Genomic DNA, 21,171 nt, shown 5'->3' on the forward strand with positions numbered 1-21,171 from the left:
TGCTATGGTTAACAATACAAATATTGATGTGTATTTTAATTATTTTTTGTACCTTCATCCAAAAGTTTTACCGCTATGAAAAGTTTCATTAAATCATTCAAATTAGATGTATATAGCCCGGAAAGATCTGATATTTTCTTGAGTCTGTAATGAAGGGTGTTAATATGTATATGCAAGGCTTCAGCAGTATTTTTCAAGGAGTGATTTTGCCTGAACAGTTCCTGAAGGGTTATCATAAGATCCTGTTCATTCATGAATGTGCCGATCGTTCTTTCTATAAAGTCCTTTTTAGTTTCTGGAGACAGATCATCAAATATCATTTCAATGGTTAAATCCTGATCAAATATGATGGTGCCTCGGTCTTTTGCGATTTTTAAAGCTCGCTCCGCCTGCATAAATGAATCAGAAAGGCTGAAGGGGGGCAATGGTTTACCGGTGCCAATGCTTACTTCAGCAGCTAGAAGATTTTCAAGAAAACGATGGAAGCGGGTGACCCTTTCTCTTATCCTATTTTCTTTTTTTGCTGAAGATACCCCGGCTAAAAGCACAATTCGATCATTGCCCCAGCGAATCAGAATGTCATGCGGACCTGCTTCTTTCCAGGATAAAATTCTATTCCATAAATCCCGATGAAGCAGTTGGCTATTTTGCCTGAATTCTGCGATTGAAACCTGTCTGTCTACAGCCAGATTTATTTTCAGCAGATGAGCCCGTTCTTTGAATGCAGGATCCCAATCTTTGGTCTGCAGCCAGTCGAACATAAAACCTTCCAGTGCACGGGCCTGCCAATCGAGCTGCTCTGCAAAGTAACTTTCACTGATAAATAACTCTGTTAGTTTGCGGATGATTTCTGCGAATGGGGAAATTTTATTGGGATTTCCGGTTATGCCAATAACTCCAACTGTTTCTCCGTTAAAAAAGATCGGCAGGTTAATGCCCGCTTTTACACCCTGAAGGCGTGACTGATCCTCCCTGGTAATAATCAGCTTTTCTTTATTTTTCATGCTAAGAAGTGCTCCTTCATGAAAACTGCCTATTCTGTCTGCATCTGTACTTGCTATGATTACCCCGCTGGTATTGGCAACTATGATATCTTCCTGAAGAAACAGACGAACTTCAGCTATTATTTTTTCAGCCAGGTCAGGCAACAACATGTCATATCTCCCTTTGATTTTTTGACTTTATTATATATAAATAAAAAACTTCCTGCGAATTTTCTAATATCCCTTTTAAAAACCGGGTATATTCATTATGATAAGGGTTAGAAAAATTTTGAAGGGGACAGGTATGATATGTGGAAAGACGTAAGAAGTTGGCTGGATAAACTAACACCTGCCCAAGTAATATCCGGATATTATTTATTGGCAGTATCTGTATCGGTACTTTTATTAAGAATACCGGCTGTACATAAAACAGGAGTGGAGGTTGCATTTATTGATACGGTTTTCACAGCTGTCAGTGCAGTCAGTGTGACCGGTCTGTCTGTGGTTGATATATCAGAAACATACAGTGTTTTTGGTTATTTTGTCATCATGTTCATCCTTCAGTTTGGAGGAATAGGGATCATGGCGCTGGGCACATTCTTTTGGCTCCTGCTTGGCCGCAAGATTGGATTAAGAGGACGCCGCCTCATCATGGTCGATCATAATCAATATGCCTTGTCAGGCCTTGTCAATTTAGTGAAAGAAATCATTAAAATAATATTGGTAATTGAAACGCTAGGTGCGCTCATATTGGGTTTTCATTTTCTAAAATATTACCCTGCATGGGATGATGCATTTCTGCATGCGCTGTTCGCCTCTGTCAGTGCAACAACCAACGGAGGCATGGATATAACAGGAGCCTCTCTTAAACCATATGCCGGCGATTATTTCGTGCAGCTGATCAATATTATTCTGATTACGTTAGGAGCTATAGGTTTTCCTGTACTTATTGAATTAAAGCAATATTTATTTCGGAATAAATGGGATCAGGAACCATCTTTTCGCTTCTCCTTATTTGCAAAATTGACGACTGTGACGTATGCCGCCCTTCTTGTGTTTGGTACGGTTATATTGCTCATCATGGAATTCAATCAATATTTTAAAGGCCTGAACTGGCATGAAAGCTTCTTTTATGCATTCTTCCAATCCGCCACGACCAGGAGCGGCGGACTATCAACCATGGATGTAAATGAGTTTACAATGCCTACCCTCATCATAATGAGTATATTGATGTTCATCGGGGCGTCCCCGAGTTCTGTCGGAGGGGGCATCAGGACGACTACCTTTGCGGTGAATATCCTTTTTATATATCACTTTGCCAAAGGAAATCGGGATATAAAAATATTTAAAAGAGAAATTCATGAAGATGATATTCTGAAGTCCCTTGCTATCACATTGCTTGCTATTGGAATGTGTTTTCTCTCTGTTGTCATTTTAAGCATTACAGAGAAGCAGATGGAGCTAATAGAAATAATTTTCGAGGTTTGTTCAGCTTTTGGTACTACGGGTCTATCGTTAGGAATCACACCTGAATTATCAATGATCGGGAAATGTATCATAATGGCCTTAATGTTTATTGGAAGAATTGGATTAACGTCCTTCTTATTTATTATAGGCGGCAAAGAAAAACAGCCTAATTTTCATTATCCTAAAGAGCGCGTTATTATTGGCTGAAAAAGCAGCCCGGAAGACTATTCCGGACTGCTTTTTTCCGTCTCTAAGCCCATTGCGTATAAGCTTGGGCTTTTCTTATTAATCCGTCCCGCGGCTGACATCTTTAGTAGGATGCATGAATGGGTATCCTTGAGGCGGCTTTTTGCTTTCAAGGAGTTCTTTGTTTTCAGATGTATTCCAGCCAATATCATTTGTCGGATGAATCCAATCCTCACCTGCCATCACCGCAGGATCTGTTTCATCGCTCCAGTTTTCCAGCGGTGAACTGTCCGAAGAATAATAACTGTCCCCAATGGTTACGCCAAAAGAATTCTTGAAAGGAGGCTGAAGTTTCATGCCTGTGTCTTTAAAGCTCGGTGCTTCTATTTGATGTGGCAGTGTCTCATCAATGCCAATGCTTTTGTTACCTTTCTTCTTTTTATTAGTCATATCGCTCATTCCTTTTTACTTTATTTTCTGCACCGCAGCAAAATTTATGATTGTAAAATAAGGAAGACTCAGATAGGGATGAAACCGTGTTTTTTACTAAAAATAAAGCTGTGTTAAACCTTAAAATGGATTTAACACTATGAATTATAATTCAGGAGGAGATTGGGATGGCCAAACGAAAAGCTGAGTATAATGCCGTTGAAAAATACAGCAAAACGCCTAAGAAGAACCTTCAGGAATCAGAGTTTTCAGCAGAATTCAGCCAGGGAGAGACTCCCATGAAAATGGCTAACCGCAACTCCAAGCATGGGAGAGAGGGAAGAGCCTAAGTGGATCATAATAAACCACGAAAAAAAGACCGCCAAAATGGCTCGGGCAATGTAGAATTCGGTATGGAGTTTGGTGATATAAATTCCGGAAAACTTTATGAACTGCCATTTATGAACCGTGATAAAGATAAAAAGAAAGATCGGGATAAATGCTAAAAAACCGGCAGATTCCTGCCGGTTTTATCAATCATGTAAAGGGCCAGTAAAGATGGAAACTTTTTCTGTGCTTGAGTCGAAATAGGCAAGCAGAACAGAGTCATTCTTTTCAATTATTCCATCTTTATTATATTTTTCAATATCAAAAGAAAATTTTTCACTTAGGGTATGTTTGTAAATTTCTTTTTCATTCAGCTGAAGGCTTAAGAAGCCTTCTCCCAGCTGGATTGGATTTTCAAGCAGGGACTGGTATAGCTTTGATCTCTCGGATTTTTCATAGCTTGGCTGCCACCAGGGTTTTCTAGGTTTGTATTTTTGTTTTGAAATATAGTCAATCTTCATAAGGCCTTCTGCTATATCCAAATCAGCAATTTCTTTTGATTGCAGGAATTCAAAAAGGCGTTTGAAAAGATCCTCAAGCTGATGGCCAATTCTGGACCATCCTTTTTGCTCCCAATAACTTCCGAATTCCTGGAAGAAATCGAATGGAGTGGGAAATACTTTTGTAACCAAATATTCAACGGTCGCATCCATCCTATGATCATTCCAATATTTCTCTAAAACATCTTCAACTTGTTTAATGCGGATGATGTCATCAAAGGATAAAACATTATTTCCAAGTATTTCATATGGTGAATGGTCCATATAAATATATTGATGATCTTCTGCTCTCAATCGAAGCCCGGTGCCTCTCAGCATTTTTAAGAAGCCGAGCTGGAGCTCTTCGGGCCGCATTGCAAAAACATCATTAAAGGTTCTTTTGAATGAATCATAATCTTCCTCAGGCAGTCCAGCAATTAAGTCAAGGTGCTGGTCGATCTTTCCACCATCCTTTACCATTGTGACTGTGCGGCAAAGCTTTGCAAAATTCTGCTTCCTCATGACCAATTCATTCGTATAGTCGTTTGTCGACTGTACGCCAATTTCAAATCGGAATAATCCTGCCGGAGCTTCCTTGTTTAGAAATTCAATTACTTCAGGCCTCATGATATCTGCAGTGATCTCAAATTGAAAAACTGTTCCCGGCAGATGTTCATCGATTAAAAATTGGAACATTTCCAAAGCATAACTGCGGCTTATGTTGAATGTACGGTCCACAAATTTAAGGGTTCTTGCACCATTCTTCATTAAATATCGGATGTCGTCCTTAATTTTTTCCCTGTCAAAGTATCGCACACCTACTTCAATTGAGGAAAGGCAAAACTGGCAGCTGAAAGGGCACCCCCGGCTGGTTTCTATATAAGTGACCCGTTTAGAAAGGTGGGGAATATCTTCTTCAAAGCGGAATGGTGAGGGCAGCTCGCGCAAATCCAGCTTATTCCGCTGCGGATTAATACGAACCTTGCCATTTTCCCTGAAAGCAAGACCATGCACATTTTCCATATTCATTTTGCCATTCAGCTCTGTCAGCAGCTGTTTGAACGTTTCCTCACCTTCACCGATAACAATGTAATCAAATTCTTTTATATTTTTCATCCAATCTGCAACATCATATGTCACTTCAGGTCCTCCAACTGCAATATGAATGGAGGAGTCAATCTTTTTTATCATTTTAATGACCTTTATGGTCTCTTCGATATTCCATATATAACAGCTGAATCCGATCACATCAGGTTTTTTGCGGACCAGATCTGTAACGATATTCATCACCGGATCTTTAATAGTATATTCGGCTAATTCCACATCGAAATCAGGCTGTGCGTATGCCTTCAGATAGCGGATCGCTATATTTGTATGAATGTATTTGGCATTAAGCGTACTGGCGATAACTTTCATTTATTTTGAACTCCCTTTTTAGCAACTTAAACATCATATAATTGTATCATATTTTTGAATGAAAAAAAGGAAGTAAAACATTGACATATGCTAAGGGAGATAAACTATACTAATTATTATAATATTTATAAAAATTAAACGATTTTCATTAAACCTATAGTAAGATAGTAGAAAAATATAGTATTTAGCTGGGAGAGGGAATGAATGAAGGTAAGTCTTTTTGCAACATGTCTGGTAGATATGTTTCAGGGAAATGCAGGAAAAGCAGCTGTTGAATTGCTTGAGCGCCTGGGATGTGAAATAGATTTTCCGGAATCACAGGTCTGCTGCGGCCAGCCTGCCTATAACAGCGGCTATGTGAAAGAATCAAAGGAAGCTATGAAAAGGATGATTACAGCATTTGAGCATGCAGAATATGTTGTTTCCCCTTCTGGATCTTGCGCCTATATGTTTCATGAGTATCCGTACGTTTTTAAAGGTGACTCTGTTTGGGAACCAAGAGCAAAAATGCTTGCAGAAAAAACATACGAACTTACTCAATTTATCGTTGAAGTTCTAAACGTGGATGATGTTGGAGCAAAGTTAAAAGGAAAAGCCACTTATCATACATCCTGCCATATGACCAGGCTTCTTGGTGTAAAGGAAGCACCTATGAAATTATTGAAAAATGTGAAGGGCCTGGAATTCGAAGAGCTTCCCGGCAAGGAGCAATGCTGCGGTTTTGGCGGTACCTTTTCCGTGAAAATGGCTCAAATATCTGAACAAATGGTAGATGAAAAGGTTGGGCATATAGAGGAGACTGAAGCAGAAATTCTCATTGGAGCTGACGCAGGGTGCCTGATGAATATTGGAGGCAGGATCGGCAGGCAGGGAAAACCAATAAGAGTAATGCATATTGCTGAAGTGTTAAATTGCCGCTAAGCAATTAAATGGACATGCTTTCCTGCAAGAAGGAAAGACAATTTTGAACGTCGATAATTGTTTATCGTAAGCAGCCTGCCCCCTTGAGCAGTCGGGGGTGGGCAAGGCGCTTGTGCTTTTCTAAAGGGGGAATAGAAATGGCTATGAAAATAGGAACAAATGACTTTAAGGATCGTGTGGATTCCGGAATAAACAATTCCTTTATGAGAGGGGCAGTGTCTGGTGCCCAGGAAAGGCTTCAGACAAGAAGGCTTGATGCTGCAGCAGAACTTGGAAATTGGGAAGAATGGCGGTCGCTTTCAGAAGAAATTCGCCAGCATGTACTTGAAAATCTTGATTTTTACTTATACCAGCTCAGCGAAAATGTAGCTAAAAGGGGCGGGCAGGTTTTTTTCGCTGAAACTGCAGAAGAAGCATCTTCCTATATACGGGAAGTAATTGAAAAGAAGAATGCAAGAAAAGTGGTTAAATCAAAATCTATGGTAACCGAAGAGATACATTTAAATGCGGCATTGGAAGAGGCCGGATGTCAGGTAATTGAAACAGATTTGGGGGAATACATCCTTCAGGTGGACGATCACGATCCTCCTTCGCATATAGTTGCGCCTGCTCTTCATAAGAATAAAGAGCAGATTCGGGATGTGTTTGCAGAAAAACTGAACTATCAGAACACAGAAAAGCCGGAAGAACTTGCATGGCATGCGAGAGAAATGCTGCGGGGTGAATACTTAACCGCAGATGTTGGCATAACGGGCTGCAACTTCGCTGTTGCTGAAACCGGTTCAATCACCTTAGTGACTAATGAAGGCAATGCAGATCTCGTCACAGCCTTACCTAAGACACAAATTACGGTAATGGGCATGGAAAGGCTGGTCCCGACTTACGAGGAAATGGAAGTGCTTGTCAGCATGCTGACGAGGAGCGCTGTTGGACAAAAGCTAACGAGTTATATTACTGTTCTGACTGGTCCAAAAGAAGAACTCGACGTCGATGGTCCTGAAGAATTCCACCTGGTTATAGTGGACAATGGCCGCTCTTCGATTTTAGGAGGGGAGTTTCACTCCATTCTCCAATGTATCCGCTGTGCTGCATGTGTAAATGTTTGTCCCGTATATAGACATGTAGGCGGCCATTCCTACGGATCCATTTATTCAGGCCCGATTGGAGCTGTGCTGTCACCCCTTTTAGGAGGCTATAATGATTATAAGGAATTGCCATATGCTTCAACACTTTGTGGAGCATGTACGGAAGCCTGTCCAGTCAAAATCCCTCTTCATGAACTGCTTCATAAACACCGGCAGGTAATTGTCGAAAAAGAAGGAAGGGCTCCGATATCGGAAAAGATGACTATGAAGGCTTTTGGGCTGGGGGCAGCTTCACCCTCGCTTTATAAGTTTGGGTCAAAGCTGGCACCGGCAGCCATGAATCCATTTACCGCAGGGGACAAAATTACAAAGGGACCAGGCCCATTAAAAGCATGGACAGAAATTAGGGATTTTCCAGCTCCCAATAAAGAAAGATTTCGCGATTGGTTCAAAAATCGGCCAAAAGGAGGCGGACAGCAGTGAATGGAACAATTCAGAATCGAGATGCTTTTTTAAATAAAATTGCAGGCAGATTGGGCAGGGAAAAAAGAATTACTGGAGTCGAAAGACCGGAATGGAGCTTTAACCCGCAGGATGCAGTCTTGAAAGAAGCGGATGCTGATGAGCTTCTCGAAGCTTTAAAGACTCAGTGTACGAAAATCCACACTGACCTTGTTGTAACCAGTGCTGCCAATTTGACTGAAACGCTCAAAGAAATTGTAGTCCAATATGGCGGGGGTCCCGTTGTGACCTGGAAGGATGACCGCTTTAGACAGTTTGGGCTTACAGCGCTATTCAAGGAGATTTGGCCAAAAGAGAATATAGATGTGTATGAATGGGATTATTCTGAAGAAGGAAGAAATATTGAATACGCAGAACATGCTAACATCGGCATCACGGTCAGTGAAATAACTCTGGCTGAATCTGGCACAGCAGTCTTGTTCAGCAGCAAGGATCACGGGCGGACAGTTAGCTTTCTCCCTGCTGCTTCTATCATCCTTATTCCGAAAAGCACCCTGGTTCCGCGCATGACACAGGCAGCAAGGATCATTAGGGAGCGGGTAAACTCAGGGCAGCAGGCACCTTCCTGTATTAATTTCATTACTGGACCAAGCAACTCCGCTGATATTGAGATGAACCTCGTTGTTGGTGTACATGGGCCTGTTAAGGCTGCGTATATAGTTATTGATGATTTATAACTCGTGGGGCACCTGGCATCCGGTTTTTGTAAGTACGAGAAAAAACGCCAAACTTTTGTTGGCGTTTTTTCTAAAAGCGTCCCAGGCGAGATTCGAACTCACGACCTACAGCTTAGGAGGCTGTCGCTCTATCCAGCTGAGCTACTGGGACAAAATAATATAACACAGTTACTTATTATAATCCAATAATCAAAAATGGTCAATGGTTATGCCTAAAGTAAAAAACCGGCCAGTAATCCATGACCGGTTTCTGCTCTAACTTGTAAGTTTTTTACGATAAAATCTGGCATATGCCCTTGATCTATCTTTAAGCTTCTTTAGCTGTGACGTTTTCAGTTCTATAATTGGCTGTGCAAATGAAGTAATCAGTTTGCTTGAGAGAAGCAAAGTAAGCAGCAGCGATATTCCGGCAAGCAGCAGGAAGTTTTCCGGTTTGTTAAAAAAGCCCTGTACATCACTTTCCCTGAATACTCGTATAAAGAAACCGTGGAGCAGATAGACATAAAGTGTATTTTTTCCTAAATTAGTAAAGAAATATTGTTTACGGGGCACAAAAGCAAAGAAGCTAAATACCATTATCAAACTTAGGACATAAAAGCCCAATCTCGTAAAGACTGCCCCAATCGAAGCTGTCCCCATTTCAGTATATGGTTTTGAGCCAAGCAGCCATTTATAATCCACTTCAGGATAGAGATAAAAGCCTGCAAAGACTACAGCAAAAATAGCTAATGCACTAATTCTGAACTTTGGCTGGAATAGCGCATAAAAATGCTCCTTCTTTAAATAATACCCCATTAGGAATAAAGGAAAGAACACAAATGTTCTGGATAAGCTTAAATAGTTTGAAATCCAATCGGCATATCCGACGGCAAGCCCAATGATAAAAGCAGCAGCCAGGGAATATACAGGTTTATACTTTGCAAAGAATAGAAGCATGATATTCCAGAAGAACATGCTGATCAGGAACCATAAAGACCAATGCGGGTTAAAAGGATCCAACTCAAATGTGCCTTTATTATATAAAAAATAATAGAAAATCGAATAAATAACCTGAAAAATAATATATGGCAGTATGAGCTTTTTTGCAATTTTCTTTATATAGCCTTTTTTATAAAAGCCTTTTGCAAAAAAGCCGGAAACCAGTATAAAAGCTGGCATATGGAACGTGTAGATTACCTTATATAAAGTATAGATTGTTTCATTATCTTCAATAAAAGAGCGGAGTAAATGTCCAAAAACGACAAAGAAGATCAAGATGAACTTCATGTTGTCGAAGTAAAAGTCACGTTGTTTCATAAGTCCTCCTCTATTAAAGACCCCCAAAAATTCTCTTTCTTTCTTTACCCACTTTAACATGAAGCAAACTTCTTTTCTCGTGTAAATAGAAGGTTTAATTTACAGATAAAGTAAAATGTTTGACCGTCGAAATTTCTGTCATACTATCTATAAATTCCTGTTATACAAAGAATGTTTGCTTGTTAGCTCATATATTATATGGCTTGAATGGCTTCTTGTAAATCTGTTTCAAATCTCATTTGTGAAAATTCATTTTTGTCGCAGATAAAAGGGAGTAGTTCGATTAGTATGTCATAGCTGACGATTTAGTGAGACAATCAGGGTTTTAAAGAGAAGATTCTTAAATGGAAAATGTGCAGGGAAGGCTGTATTAAAATGAAAAATTGGAAAAATAATCTTCAAATGTCTTTTTTGTTCTATTATAATGAATTGAAAGAATAGTAAAAAAGAATTAGATACAAACTAGTTCAATTGTTCGCATCTGGTTAAATCACAAAGGGGGAAGCAATGTTGAAAGGGGTAAGAAAATTTATACCGGGCAAGAAGGAAAGAAAAGAATCGTCCAAGCCAATAAAGCTTAGCATAGCCAAGTATTTAAACAAAATGGCCAGCACTAGATGGTGGAAGAACCTGAAGCTTGGCCAGAAATATGGGGTTGCGCTTTTTGTGACCATTGGGCTATTCACGGTTTCCACCGTTCTTACTTTCTTCTTGCTGACAATTGCCAATTCAAAACTGGAGATAGTTAAGGATTCTGGGGAAAAGGCCATTAAGATTACTGAATCAGCGGCCACTTTTCATCATAAAGGGAGCACGATTGGAAACTTTATCATTGACTCCAACCCAAAACATTTAAAAACATTCGATGAGCTGACAGAGGATTTTAATAATTTGAAAGAGGAAATTTCTCCAGAACTGAGCGATTCAAAATTAAAAGCCCTTTTTAGACAAATTGATGAAAATGATCAAAAAATCACCAGTTTATTTCATGATGTCATTGAGCCAGAAGTGAAACTCCAGCATGCAAGAGAATATAGGCTGGGAAAATTGCAGGCCGATAATATCATTTCTGAAACGGTCGATAAATTAAATACTCTCAGCAGCATGATGAAAGAGGATCAGCAAAAGGCTGTGACTTCTGCTAAATCTGGCCTTATCCTTACTTTAATAGTACTTGGCATTTCAATCATCATTTCTGCTATCCTGGGAATCGCAAGTATCCTTTTTATAGGACGTATTATTTCTAAAAAACTGACTGCCATTGTACAATTCTCAAATGATATTGCAGGAGGAAACCTCAATGCAGATTCGGTGGAGTATGAGGGTGATGATGAAGTAGCCCAGCTTAGCAGAGCCATGAATTCCATGAAAATAAAACTGAAGACCATGATTCAGGAAATTAATGCAGTTTCTGGGTATGTGACAGAAAGAAGCGGAGAACTGAATATTGCTGCAAATGAAGTGAAAGCAGCAAGTCAGCAGGTTGCTTCAACGATGCAGGAACTATCCGGAGGCGCTGAGGATCAGGCGGGCTCTGCAACACGTTTATCTTTAATGATGGACGAGTACCTGGAAAAAGTGAAGGAAGCTTCATACAGCGGTAATGAAATAAAGAGTGCTTCCACAGAGGTGCTATCGCTCACTGAGAATGGAAACAAGCTAATGAAGGAATCCCAGGAACAAATGGGATTAATTAACCAGATAATGAAGTCATCAGTGGACAAGGTAAATGGACTCGATGATCAGACAAAGCAAATATCCAGATTAGTTAAGGTAATAAAGGAAATTGCAGACCAGACTAACCTGCTGGCATTAAATGCAGCCATTGAAGCAGCCAGAGCCGGTGAGCATGGAAGAGGTTTTGCAGTTGTGGCAGATGAGGTGAGGAAACTGGCTGAGCAGGTATCATTCTCGGTTTCAGATATCACTAGAATTGTCGTGGGCATTCAAGCAGAGTCAAACAGTGTGGCCACGTCGCTTCAAACAGGCTATGTTCAAGTTGAAAAGGGAACTGAGCAAATTCAATTGACGGGGCAAACATTCCAGAATATTTATGAGGCAGTTAACTCAATGTCAACTAATGTCAGTGACATTTCCCGCAGCCTTGAGCAGGTCTCCATTAATTCCTCCCATATGAACCAGTCCATTGGCAGTATTGCCGCAGTATCTGAGGAATCTGCTGCAGGCATCGAACAAACGAGTGCATCAATGGCTCAGACTAACCATTCAATGGAGGAAATCTCAGACAATGCACAGTCCTTGTCGGAATTGGCAGAACAATTAAATGAGATGATTGCGAAATTCAAATTGTAAATTCCAGGCATACTCTTGACAGGGTATGCTTTTTCTTCTCCCCCAGAACCCTTTGATATGAAAAATTAATAGGACAGTTTTCTCAGAGATTTAAAGGTTTTAGTCAGATCTTGTAGAAATATTTAATTAATTGCATATCCCAATAGGAGGAAATAGAGTGGTCATTATGAATCAGGAAATCAGGAAACTCTATGCCAGGATTGAGACTTTGGAAAAGGAAAATAATATTTTGGCCAATGATAATTCACCTAAATATAATATATTCTCACGCTCGAAAGATGGAATTATAATTTTTGATAGCCAGGAGAGAATTGTGGATGTCAATCCATCATTTGCTGAAAGCTTGAAAATGGATAAACAATATCTGCTAGGCAGGAATTTGTCTGATATCGTGCCGAAAAATAGGCATTTCAAGCTTGAAAAGCAAAGGGAACTGTTGAAGAGGAAGGAAAGTGTCAGGGGCATTCTTCCTATTTATAACGGCAGAACGATAATAGAGTTTGATTTTACTACCAGCATCCTTAATGAGGGCAGTCTTTATATGTGCATATTAAGAGATGTAACGAGTAAGCGGCTCCTGGAACGGAAAGTGAAAAAGAATGAAGAGCTGTATGCGGACCTATTTACCGAAGCTCTGGATGGGATCATTTTTTGGGGTGGAGATGGCGAAATCATCGATGCGAATGAATCTGCTTGCCGAATTTTTGAATGCACTCATGAGGAGCTTCTCAAAAAAAAGATAAAAGATTTTGTATATGAAAAATCGGAAAGATACAGAAGCATTGTTAGAGAGATGTTTGTTAAGGGAAGCATACGGGATGAGCTAGTTTTTCTTATGCCAAATGGCCAGTTCAAATCTTTGGAGTTTACAGTGAAATTAAACTCCGTTGAAGGCTACCATATGACTATCTTCAGAAATGTCAGTGAGCGTCATGCCATGGAGAAAAGCTTGAGGGAAAGCGAACAAAAATTCCGCATGATATTTGAAGGTGCCCTTGAAGGTATTCTTCTTTGGAACGACCAGTTTGAAATAGTCGATATTAATCAATCAGGTCAGAGATTGCTTCAAATGACAAAAGAGGAGCTTATAGGTGTATCGCTGCATAGTATTTTGAATGACTGCAATATAACCGATGATGAATTAAAGGAGCAGATAAAAAACATACATTCAGCGGGGCAATCAGACGGTAACCTTTCCATTACTCTGAAATCAGGCAGAAAGAAGTTCTTTGAGTTTTCCAACAAGCTGAATATTTTTTCTAATATCAGTATGACAACATTTAAAGACATAACTGAGAAGCTGGAAATGGAAGAACAGCTTCGGAAATCAGACACTTTGAATGTCATTGGAGAATTGGCAGCAGGAATTGCCCACGAGATCAGAAACCCAATGACAGCTCTTAAAGGCTTTATACAGCTGCTGGAGGGCAGTGTGAAGGAAGATCATTCTATGTATTTCAATGTGATTACCACTGAGCTTAGCAGGATAGATTCAATTATTAATGAATTTCTCATACTTGCTAAGCCTCAAGCTGTCAAATTTGTGGAAAAAGACATATCTCAAATCATGAAGGAAACAGTCGATCTCCTGAGTGCTCAGGCTGTGCTGCATAATGTTCAATTCAGGACTTATTATGAAAAGAATTTGCCCAATGTTTTCTGTGAATCCAATCAAATGAAAAAGGTCTTTATCAATATAATAAAAAATGCGATTGAAGTCATGCCTAAGGGTGGATATATTACTGTATCCATTCAGAAGGGGTTAAATAATAAAGTTCACATATCCATTAGGGACGAAGGAACAGGAATTCCCGCGCATAAAATAAAAAAGCTTGGTGAACCTTTCTATACTACAAAGGAAAGAGGCACTGGACTTGGTTTAATGGTTACATATAAAATTATTGAAGAACATAAGGGAACAATTGAAGTGGAAAGCAAATTGGGGGAAGGAACTGTATTCCACATCTATTTGCCCTATATTTTAAAGGCGGGAATGAAATGACAGTAAGAATTTATTCTAAAAAAAACACACCGGCAGGAGACATTTACATTGTCATTGAAAAGGGGATCCTTTCGGCATTATACATGGGGAAAGAAGATTTTCTCGAAGGGGAAGAAGTTTTATCATTGCAATTTGATCCCTCCGATCCTTTAATCAAAAAGTGTTCGATCCAGCTTGGGGAATACTTTGATGGGCAAAGAAAAAAGTTCGACATCCCTATAGAACCTCATGGCACTGAATTTCAAAAAGCAGTCTGGAAAGAGCTTTGCCTAATCCCATTTGGTGAGACAAGAAGTTATCAGGACATTGCTGTCAAAATAGGGAAAGAAAAAGCAGTGCGCGCCATTGGACAGGCAAACAAGGCCAATCGCCTTCCGATCATTATTCCATGCCATCGGGTAATCGGAAAAAATAAATCGTTAACAGGGTATGCAGGAACCCGGACTGAAATTAAAGAAGTACTGCTATCCCTCGAGGGGGCTAATTATATTAAATAGCTCTTTCTTAAATCACCTCTAAGGGTGATTTTTTTATGCGATATTATATATATGGTTGACTGGAGGAGGTTAATTCGATTATTATCTAATTAGATGATAATCGAAATGAGGGTGCTGGTATTATGCAATTAAATCGTTTAGTAGCTTTTTATAAGACAATGGGAGACCCAACCAGAATCAGGATTGTTTTTCTTCTTGCCAAAGGGCCTTTGCATGGACAGGCGATAGCTGGGAAGCTTGGATTGACCCCGCCAACCATTACCCATCATTTAAATAAACTCAGGGAAATAAACCTTGTTTATCAGAGAAGAGATAAAAATACAGTTTATTTCTATCTAAATGAATCCGTACTGAAACATCAGTCGGGTGTTCTTGCGAAATTGGCAGATAAAGAGGAGATTAAGAAAATGGAAGAACAAAATTCAGAAAGCCAGAAGGTTATTGAAAACTTCTTTACAAAAGATGGAAAACTGAAGAATATACCTGCACAGAGAAAGAAGAAGCTCATGGTTTTTGAACATCTAATCAAAGGGTTGAAAATGGGAAAAAAATATGAAGAAAAAGAGCTCAACGAATATATTAAACAGTATCATGAAGACTATGCTACAATACGCAGAGAGTTTATTATTAATCATTATATGTACAGGGAAAATGGCATTTATGAATTAAATCCTCCAGAAATGTGGGCAAAAATAGAAGGGTAAAAAAGTCAGGGGCCCTAGTCAGGGCCCTGTATGCCATCAGCGGTAAAAATCCGGTTTGCGGTCAGTAAAAATCGGAATCATGCTGCGGACTTCTTTCACTTTATCCAGGTCTATCTCAGCATGGAGGATTTCTTCTGTTTCAGAACCTTCAGCAAGCACTTCTCCCCAAGGATCTATAATCATCGAATGGCCTGCAAAGACATTGTCAGGATCAGAGCCAGAGCGGTTGCATGCAATTACATAGCACTGGTTTTCAATGGCACGTGCAATCAAAAGCGACCGCCAATGTGCCAGCCGGGCCAATGGCCATTCTGCTACTACAAATAAAGCTTCGGCACCTTCCGCTGTATGGGTCCGCACCCACTCAGGAAAACGGATATCATAACAAATCATCCCTGCAAACTTCCTATTTTCCAGAGAAAATACTCCCTTAGCTGTCCCTCCTTTCAGATAGAGGTGTTCATTCATAAGCTTGAATAAGTGCAGCTTGCTGTATTCATGTATGAAGTCACCTTTGTTATCTACAATCAGCAGAGTATTGTAAATGCCTTCGGATGTTTTCTTTGCAACAGATCCTCCTATCAGATGAACCCGATTGCTCTGTGCTGCCTCTTTTAAAAAAACTAGTGCTGACCCGGCATCCTGGTCTGCAATTTCACCCAATCTGGTCAAATCATAGCCTGTCGTCCAAAGTTCAGGCAGCACAATAACATCCGGATTAGCCTTAAGCGCCTTATTAATCATGGTTTCGGCTGTTTTATAATTCTCCTCAGGTTTTCCAAATGAAATATCCATTTGTAAACAGGCAATCTTTAATTTCATAAAACTCCCCCGCAATCATCTTATCCATATGGTAAAATTAGTCCGATAGATGGAAATTTTCAAAATTTTACTTTACATCTTATCATTTACGTTATATCATTTGTGACTATATTTTCAATCTTTTTTTTAAGCAGGTGAACAATTTGGTAAATTATCCGCAATCAGATCTTTTGAAAAGTCTGCCTAAACAGTTTTTTGCATCTCTGACAGCCAAAGTGGGGAAAAAACTCGAACAAGGTTTTGATGTCATCAATCTTGGACAGGGAAATCCTGATCTGCCTACCCCGGAGCATATTGTCAAGAGTCTTCAAAGTGCAGCCGAAAATCCGCAAAACCATAAATATTCTCCTTTCCAGGGGTTCCCTTATTTAAAAAAGGCCGCTGCATCCTTTTATAAAAGGGAATTCGATGTTGAATTGGATCCCGAAACCGAGATAGCCATCCTTTTTGGAGGTAAAGCTGGCCTGGTTGAAATCCCTCAATGCCTTTTAAACCCTGGGGACAGCGTATTGGTTCCGGACCCGGGATATCCTGATTATTGGTCAGGTGTAGCACTTGCTAAAGCAAACATGGTGACAATGCCTCTAAGAGAAGATAATAACTTCTTGCCCGTATACAGTGAATTGTCAGCAGATCAGCTTAATTCAGCTAAACTGATGTTCCTTAATTATCCAAATAACCCGACAGGAGCAGTGGCAAATAAGGATTTTTTTCAGGAAACAGTTAATTTGAGCCGAAGTCATGGTATTTGCATCGTCCATGATTTTGCATATGGCGGAATTGGTTTTGACGGCAACAAGCCTGAAAGTTTTCTTCAGGCAGAAGGGGCAAAGGAGGTCGGTATTGAAATTTATACCCTTTCAAAGACCTTTAATATGGCAGGCTGGAGAATAGGATTTGCAGCTGGAAATGCAAGTGTCATTAAAGCACTGAATCTAATGCAGGATCATCTATACGTCAGCTTGTTTGGTGCTGTTCAGGAAGCTGCAGCAGCCGCTCTGTCAGGACCCCAGGATTGTGTTAATGAGTTGAATTCTATCTACGAATCCAGACGGAATACCTTCATCTCTGGCCTCAGGGAAATTGGCTGGGATGTACAAGCTCCTAAAGGCTCCTTTTTTGCATGGCTCAAAGTCCCTGAGCAATTTACATCGGAAGAGTTTGCTGACTATCTCCTGGATAAAGCGCATATTGCGGTTGCACCTGGCATCGGATTTGGTGATTATGGAGAAGGGTATGTGAGAGCCGGATTGCTGACATCTGAGGATAGACTTAAAGAAGCAGTGGACCGAATAAAAAAATTAAATTTGTTTTAAATTTTTTTCATAATTCAATTGACAAAAATATTAAGCACTGTCATAATTCTAATTAAATTTTAATTCGAAATTAACTGAATACTCGTTTCGTTTTCTTATCAAGAGCAGGCGGAGGGACTAGCCCTATGAAGCCCGGCAACCGACTTATACCTGAGCACGGTGCTAAATCTTGCAGCTTTTAGCTGAAAGATAAGAAGATGTTAGATTGCTATGCTAACCTCTTCTTATTTGAAGAGGTTTTTTATTGTTCCCATTCTTTGATTTTTGAAAGGAAGAATATACATGAGTGAAATTATTGCAACGTATCTGATTCATGATGAAAAACATAACCCGGAGAAAAAGGCCGAGGAGATCGCTTTAGGCTTAACGGTCGGGTCATGGACCCATTTGCCCGAGCTTGAAAAACAGCAGCTGGAAAAGCATAAAGGCAGGGTCGTTGCTGTTGAAGACCTTATTAAAGATGAAGAAAGAAAGGAAACAGCTGCAGTCATTAAGATTGCCTATCCCACTGTTAATTTCAGTCCGGATTTACCGGCAATATTAACAACAGTCTTTGGAAAGCTGTCATTGGACGGAAAGATTAAATTGTTAGATTTACAGTTTTCCAATGAACTTAAAAGCTTTTTCCCTGGGCCTCGATTCGGGATTGACGGACTGAGGGAAAAAGTGAATGTATATGGCAGACCCCTTCTAATGAGCATCTTCAAAGGGGTGCTGGGCAAAGACATGGATTTTTTAACTTCGCAGCTTAGGGAACAGGCCCTTGGCGGCATCGACCTTGTAAAAGATGATGAAATTCTATTTGAAAACCACCTTACACCTTTTGAAGCCAGGATAACCGAAGGCAAGGAAGTACTAAGGCAGGTTTATGAGGAAACAGGGCACCGTACCCTATATGCTGTAAATTTAACAGGCAGGTCTTTTGAATTAAAAGAAAAGGCAAGGAAGGCATCCAGACTTGGTGCAGACCTTCTTCTGTTTAATGTATTTTCTTATGGGCTCGATGTTTTGCAGTCATTAAGAGAAGATGAAGAGATTGGGCTGCCTATCATGGCACATCCTGCAGTTAGTGGAGCACTTTCTGCTTCAAATGTTTATGGGATTTCCTATCCTTTGCTTTTAGGGAAACTTCTCAGGTATGCAGGTGCAGACTTGTCTCTATTCCCTTCCCCTTATGGATCGGTTGCCCTTGAAAAAACTCAGGTATTATCAATTGGGGATGCCCTGACTAAGAATGATTTCTGCAAAAGAACCTTTCCGGTTCCATCAGCCGGCATCCATCCGGGTCTTGTGCCTCTTCTTTTCGAAGACTTCGGAATAGAGAGTGTAATCAATGCCGGAGGCGGCGTACATGGGCATCCGGATGGGGCAAGAGGAGGCAGTTTGGCATTCCGCCAGGCAATTGATTTAATATTAAAGGGGGCTTCTTTAACAGATGCTCCATCAAACTTCCGTGAATTAAAAAAAGCGATTGATCTGTGGGGGTACAAAGAGGTGGCTGTCAAGAATGGCTAAAATAGCGGTTTTTTGTGATTTTGATGGAACTATTACCGAAAATGATAACATCATTCATATCATGAAGCACTTTGCTCCTTCCAGGTGGGAAGGGATAAAAAATCAAGTTCTGGCACAGGAAATTTCCATTCAGGAAGGAGTAGGAAAGATGTTTTCCCTTCTCCCAAGCAGTCTGAAAGATGAGATCACCGATTTCATCTTGGAAAATGCGAGAGTAAGAGAGGGATTTCAGCCATTTATCGATTATCTGGCAAAGGAAAATATACCGCTTTATATAGTCAGCGGAGGAATAGATTTTTTTGTGGCTCCTGTATTGGATAAGTATGGACCCTTTGAAGAGGTGTTCTGCAATAGTTCTGATTTTAGCGGCGATACAATTAAAATCTTATGGCCGCATAGCTGTGATGAGAATTGCGATAATAATTGCGGCTGCTGCAAGCCTTCCATTATGAGAAAACTGGAGGGTGAGGAAACCTTTAAAGTGGTGATCGGGGATTCAGTAACTGATCTGGAGGCTGCAAAACAGGCAGACTTTGTCATAGCAAGAGACCTGCTCCTGGAGAAAAGCAAAGAGATGAACCTAAATCATTGTGCCTTTGAATCGTTCTATGATTGCATTGAGCTTTTAAAAAGATTAAATGAGGTGAGGGTATGAGCAGACTTGAGGAAAAATGGAATGAGCTTGCAGATATTAAGGACGAGCTTGCAGAAAGGGACTGGTTTATGGGAACGAGCGGAAATCTGGCCATTAAGGTCAGCGGGCGTCCCCTTCAATTCCTCGTTACAGCAAGCGGAAAGGATAAAAGGAAACGAACTGATGAAGATTTTCTCCTTGTTGATGAATATGGACACCCGGCAGTGGAAACACATCTAAAGCCATCCGCTGAAACACTTCTGCATACTGAGATATATAGAAGAACAAAAGCTGAATGCAGTCTCCATGTACATACAATAGATAATAATGTCATCTCAGAAATTTATGGTGATCAGGAGGCAGTTACATTTAAAGGGCAGGAGCTGATTAAAGCATTTGATAAATGGGAGGAAGATGCTGTTCTTAGGATTCCGATTATTCCGAATCATGCACATATTCCCGCGCTGGCTAAGTGTTTTTCTTCCCATATACATGAAGATGCAGGTGCTGTTTTAATAAGAAATCATGGAATTACTGTATGGGGCAAAACCTCCTTTGAGGCTAAAAAGATCCTTGAGGCTTCAGAGTTTCTTTTCCGCTATCAGCTAAGGCTCCTGGAACATAAGCCCAATCAGCTATTTAAAGTAGTCTAGTACCCAAGCTTCTGTTCTAAAACATGCTAGAGAAAGATTTTAATAGAAAGGGTTGATTAGTTTGGCATATATTGTACTGAAAAATTCAAAAAAAGAAATCAGGAATCAGGAAGAGGTTGCAGCTTTTCTGGAAAAGCAGGAGGTTATCTATGAGCAATGGGCAATAGAGAAATTGCCTGAAAATCTGCAGGAAAAATATTTACTTTCCGATAATGAAAAACAAGAAATTTTGGCTGCATTTGCTGAAGAAATTAAAGATATTTCAGAAAGAAGAGGATATAAGGCACAGGATGTAATTTCGCTTTCAGAGAATACGCCGAATTTGGAGCAGCTTCTTCAAAATTTCCAGCAGGAACATCATCATACTGATGATGAGGTGAGATTTATTGTCAGCGGCCATGGAGTTTTTATTATACAAGGAAAAGATGGGGAATTCTTTGAAGTATTCCTGAATCCAGGCGATTTAATATCCGTACCTGAAAACATCCGCCATTATTTTACCCTCCAGGATGATCGAAAAGTAGTAGCCATCCGTATTTTTGTTTCTGCAGAAGGATGGGTGCCAATTTATGAAAAAAAGGAAGTCCATCAATAATTTGATGACCCATTGCCACCGGCATTGGGTTTTTATTTTCTCACTATAACAATTGGATATTTTTTACATGTTTTAGTCTGGCAAATTTTTTATCAAATCCCGTTGATGCCGCATGTGTAATTTAGCAGAATGTGTCGAAACCGCATAATGGCGAATTGAAATTGATGTCGATAAAAATAAGTTTGGAAAAAGATTGTCTAATATTGCGAATCTATTTACATTTATAGAAATTCTTGTAATAATGCTTCAAGTAGACACATTTATATCGGATA

20 protein-coding genes, 1 tRNA gene and 1 riboswitch are annotated in these 21,171 nt (G+C 39.9%); of the genes, 15 read left to right on the top strand and 6 right to left on the bottom strand.

Annotation, left to right across the window (positions count from 1 at the left end; translation table 11 throughout):
• Positions 1 to 35: 35 nt before the first annotated feature.
• Positions 36 to 1,154, bottom strand: coding sequence for a CdaR family transcriptional regulator (locus ACXAD1_RS06485; protein WP_370222104.1), 1,119 nt, complete (start codon positions 1,152 to 1,154; stop codon positions 36 to 38).
• 138 nt (positions 1,155 to 1,292) lie between these two features.
• Between ACXAD1_RS06485 and ACXAD1_RS06490 the strand changes: the two genes are divergently transcribed.
• Positions 1,293 to 2,657, top strand: coding sequence for a TrkH family potassium uptake protein (locus ACXAD1_RS06490; RefSeq protein WP_474909683.1), 1,365 nt, complete (start codon positions 1,293 to 1,295; stop codon positions 2,655 to 2,657).
• 78 nt (positions 2,658 to 2,735) lie between these two features.
• On the opposite strand, the gene ACXAD1_RS06495 is transcribed toward ACXAD1_RS06490, so the two are convergent.
• Entirely contained in the window at positions 2,736 to 3,086 is a 351-nt protein-coding gene (locus ACXAD1_RS06495) for a DUF3905 domain-containing protein (RefSeq protein WP_206835648.1), read from the bottom strand.
• 167 nt (positions 3,087 to 3,253) lie between these two features.
• On the opposite strand from ACXAD1_RS06495, the gene ACXAD1_RS06500 reads away from it, so the two are divergent.
• Together ACXAD1_RS06500 and ACXAD1_RS06505 are read left to right on the top strand one after the other, a co-directional pair.
• Positions 3,254 to 3,415: a hypothetical protein gene (locus ACXAD1_RS06500; protein WP_206835650.1), complete on the top strand. Its 162-nt coding sequence runs from the start codon at positions 3,254 to 3,256 to the stop codon at positions 3,413 to 3,415.
• Positions 3,416 to 3,571, top strand: coding sequence for a hypothetical protein (locus ACXAD1_RS06505; protein ID WP_206835652.1), 156 nt, complete (start codon positions 3,416 to 3,418; stop codon positions 3,569 to 3,571). It begins immediately after the preceding gene.
• 27 nt (positions 3,572 to 3,598) lie between these two features.
• On the opposite strand, the gene ACXAD1_RS06510 is transcribed toward ACXAD1_RS06505, so the two are convergent.
• Complete coding sequence (locus ACXAD1_RS06510) at positions 3,599 to 5,347, bottom strand: B12-binding domain-containing radical SAM protein (protein ID WP_474909684.1); 1,749 nt, start codon at positions 5,345 to 5,347, stop codon at positions 3,599 to 3,601.
• Positions 5,348 to 5,551: 204 nt separating this feature from the next.
• Here ACXAD1_RS06510 and ACXAD1_RS06515 point away from each other — a divergent pair, with 204 nt between their 5' ends.
• From ACXAD1_RS06515 to ACXAD1_RS06525, 3 genes are all read left to right on the top strand, one after another.
• Positions 5,552 to 6,268, top strand: coding sequence for a (Fe-S)-binding protein (locus tag ACXAD1_RS06515; RefSeq protein ID WP_206835657.1), 717 nt, complete (start codon positions 5,552 to 5,554; stop codon positions 6,266 to 6,268).
• 137 nt (positions 6,269 to 6,405) lie between these two features.
• A complete protein-coding gene (locus ACXAD1_RS06520; RefSeq protein WP_474909685.1) occupies positions 6,406 to 7,836 on the top strand; it encodes a LutB/LldF family L-lactate oxidation iron-sulfur protein in 1,431 nt (476 codons plus the stop codon).
• Entirely contained in the window at positions 7,833 to 8,552 is a 720-nt protein-coding gene (locus ACXAD1_RS06525; protein ID WP_474909686.1) for a LutC/YkgG family protein, read from the top strand. The genes ACXAD1_RS06520 and ACXAD1_RS06525 overlap by 4 nt, the downstream gene beginning before the upstream one ends.
• Positions 8,553 to 8,629: 77 nt before the next feature.
• Here ACXAD1_RS06525 and ACXAD1_RS06530 read toward each other — a convergent pair.
• Together ACXAD1_RS06530 and ACXAD1_RS06535 are read right to left on the bottom strand one after the other, a co-directional pair.
• Positions 8,630 to 8,703: transfer RNA gene (locus ACXAD1_RS06530), tRNA-Arg, on the bottom strand.
• Between the two features lie 104 nt (positions 8,704 to 8,807).
• Positions 8,808 to 9,848, bottom strand: a complete 1,041-nt coding sequence (locus ACXAD1_RS06535) for an acyltransferase family protein (protein WP_474909687.1) — start codon at positions 9,846 to 9,848, stop codon at positions 8,808 to 8,810.
• A gap of 507 nt (positions 9,849 to 10,355) precedes the next feature.
• On the opposite strand from ACXAD1_RS06535, the gene ACXAD1_RS06540 reads away from it, so the two are divergent.
• From ACXAD1_RS06540 to ACXAD1_RS06555, 4 genes are all read left to right on the top strand, one after another.
• Positions 10,356 to 12,161, top strand: a complete 1,806-nt coding sequence (locus tag ACXAD1_RS06540) for a methyl-accepting chemotaxis protein (protein ID WP_474909688.1) — start codon at positions 10,356 to 10,358, stop codon at positions 12,159 to 12,161.
• 166 nt (positions 12,162 to 12,327) lie between these two features.
• The gene (locus tag ACXAD1_RS06545) at positions 12,328 to 14,163 is read left to right on the top strand and encodes a PAS domain-containing sensor histidine kinase (RefSeq protein WP_474911287.1); all 1,836 of its coding nucleotides are present in this window, start codon (positions 12,328 to 12,330) and stop codon (positions 14,161 to 14,163) included.
• Positions 14,160 to 14,660 (top strand): methylated-DNA--[protein]-cysteine S-methyltransferase, encoded by a 501-nt coding sequence (locus ACXAD1_RS06550; RefSeq protein ID WP_474909689.1) that lies wholly within the window; start codon positions 14,160 to 14,162, stop codon positions 14,658 to 14,660. The genes ACXAD1_RS06545 and ACXAD1_RS06550 overlap by 4 nt, the downstream gene beginning before the upstream one ends.
• 122 nt (positions 14,661 to 14,782) lie before the next feature.
• Positions 14,783 to 15,364: a DUF2087 domain-containing protein gene (locus ACXAD1_RS06555; RefSeq protein WP_206835784.1), complete on the top strand. Its 582-nt coding sequence runs from the start codon at positions 14,783 to 14,785 to the stop codon at positions 15,362 to 15,364.
• A gap of 36 nt (positions 15,365 to 15,400) precedes the next feature.
• On the opposite strand, the gene ACXAD1_RS06560 is transcribed toward ACXAD1_RS06555, so the two are convergent.
• Positions 15,401 to 16,186 (bottom strand): carbon-nitrogen family hydrolase, encoded by a 786-nt coding sequence (locus ACXAD1_RS06560; protein ID WP_474909690.1) that lies wholly within the window; start codon positions 16,184 to 16,186, stop codon positions 15,401 to 15,403.
• 143 nt (positions 16,187 to 16,329) lie between these two features.
• On the opposite strand from ACXAD1_RS06560, the gene ACXAD1_RS06565 reads away from it, so the two are divergent.
• The 5 genes from ACXAD1_RS06565 (at position 16,330) to ACXAD1_RS06585 (ending at position 20,899) form a co-directional block, all read left to right on the top strand.
• Positions 16,330 to 17,502: a pyridoxal phosphate-dependent aminotransferase gene (locus ACXAD1_RS06565; protein ID WP_206835790.1), complete on the top strand. Its 1,173-nt coding sequence runs from the start codon at positions 16,330 to 16,332 to the stop codon at positions 17,500 to 17,502.
• 92 nt (positions 17,503 to 17,594) lie between these two features.
• Positions 17,595 to 17,698: riboswitch (SAM riboswitch) on the top strand.
• Positions 17,699 to 17,784: 86 nt separating this feature from the next.
• Positions 17,785 to 19,017, top strand: a complete 1,233-nt coding sequence (locus ACXAD1_RS06570; protein WP_474909691.1) for a 2,3-diketo-5-methylthiopentyl-1-phosphate enolase — start codon at positions 17,785 to 17,787, stop codon at positions 19,015 to 19,017.
• Positions 19,010 to 19,672 (top strand): 2-hydroxy-3-keto-5-methylthiopentenyl-1-phosphate phosphatase, encoded by a 663-nt coding sequence (locus ACXAD1_RS06575; RefSeq protein WP_370222115.1) that lies wholly within the window; start codon positions 19,010 to 19,012, stop codon positions 19,670 to 19,672. The genes ACXAD1_RS06570 and ACXAD1_RS06575 overlap by 8 nt, the downstream gene beginning before the upstream one ends.
• Entirely contained in the window at positions 19,669 to 20,304 is a 636-nt protein-coding gene (locus ACXAD1_RS06580; RefSeq protein WP_206835803.1) for a methylthioribulose 1-phosphate dehydratase, read from the top strand. Before ACXAD1_RS06575 ends, ACXAD1_RS06580 begins: the two co-directional genes overlap by 4 nt.
• 61 nt (positions 20,305 to 20,365) lie before the next feature.
• Entirely contained in the window at positions 20,366 to 20,899 is a 534-nt protein-coding gene (locus ACXAD1_RS06585; protein ID WP_370222117.1) for a 1,2-dihydroxy-3-keto-5-methylthiopentene dioxygenase, read from the top strand.
• Positions 20,900 to 21,171: the final 272 nt, after the last annotated feature.

The sequence above is a fragment of the Cytobacillus sp. ABV4_503 genome (assembly GCF_056158445.1).